Here is a 1,259-nt window from a genome sequence, read left to right as displayed (position 1 = left end):
CCCAGGGCGAGAGCGTGAACATATTGTTAAATTGACTTCAATTCAGCCAGCCCTGCATCCAATACCTTTTCCAGATATGGGCTGCTCATGCCCGCAAATTGCTGCTTCTTCCGCAAGCTTGCCTTACGGCTGGTTTCGGCTCGCAGCATGTTTTGCGCCATGTGTCGTGCACAGGCCAATATTTGAGGGGCATCACCTCGATATATCTGGCAGGCATCCTCATTCATCACGACATCCAGAACCCAGTGCAGGCTATTTTCAATTGCCCAGTGCCCTCGTACCGCTGAAGCAAACTGCTCTGGTGTCAGTTCAGCCGAGCTGATGTAGTAGCGATACTCCATCGAAAATTTTTCCATATTTTCAATTCGATAGGATATTGCGACACCGACAGTCTTCAGCGATTTCCACTCTGGAAATTGCTCTGATAGTGCTCCGGCTGGTAACACATGGTACTCGCGGCCATCGATGCGACCGTGCTCTTTCTCGACACTGAGCGTTTCTTCACTCAGCGGCTTCTTGGTCGACTCGGCCAGAGCTGCGCGTACTGCATTATGCAGTGTGGGCTGGTTACCTTTTACCGCCAGCAAGTAGTCGCCACCGCCCTTGACTATGGTTGAGGCTATTCCAGTCTGGCAGCCCATGGCATCGATGGATACCAGGCAGCCTTTTATATCGAGGAGTGCCAGTAATTCAGGAATGGCGGTGATTTCGTTAGATTTCTCATCTGTTTTGACTTGCCCGAGCACCAGACGATTCTCAGCGGCAAAGGCACTGACCATATGAATGGTAGACTGACGACTGTCTCGGTCGTAAGAGCTGCGTAAGGTCTTGCCGTCAATGGCAATCAGCTCACCATCGGTACGTTCTGATGTTGCTTGCATCCAGCGGACGAAGGCGTTCTGGAATTGCTCCGGTTGAATACGGGAGATGATCCTGGCTATGGTGTCGTGAACAGGTAATCCGTTATGAAACAATCCATTACGCTGAAACCATTCCAGATGTGCCTCGCCGAAAAGCTCGATATCTTCCCAACCTTGAGCTCCACCAATAGCAGCACAGACGGTGAGAAAAACCACATCGAAGAAGGGGTACGCGATTTTGGTTGTCTGACGAGGGTCTTCAAGTTCGGAGAAGAATTGGGTAAATGCCGCTTGATGGTTCATGACGAAACTCCCGTAAAAGAGAGTATAAGATCACACCCTGTTCGGTCGGTCAAATCCTCGTGCCCTGCTTAAAAAACGTTCGCGATCTTGCCCTGG

General features: G+C 50.7%; 1 protein-coding gene. It reads right to left on the bottom strand.

The window, feature by feature from the left end; all coding sequences use genetic code 11:
- Window positions 1-26: 26 nt before the first annotated feature.
- Window positions 27-1,163, bottom strand: a complete 1,137-nt coding sequence (locus tag PG879_RS20415) for an ISAs1 family transposase (protein ID WP_069785125.1) — start codon at window positions 1,161-1,163, stop codon at window positions 27-29.
- Window positions 1,164-1,259: the final 96 nt, after the last annotated feature.

The organism is Aeromonas sp. QDB63 (assembly GCF_027707425.1).
GTDB lineage: Bacteria > Pseudomonadota > Gammaproteobacteria > Enterobacterales > Aeromonadaceae > Aeromonas > Aeromonas caviae.
Note: the sequence above shows the minus strand (reverse complement) of the source record. Positions and strands in the feature narration are given on the sequence as shown.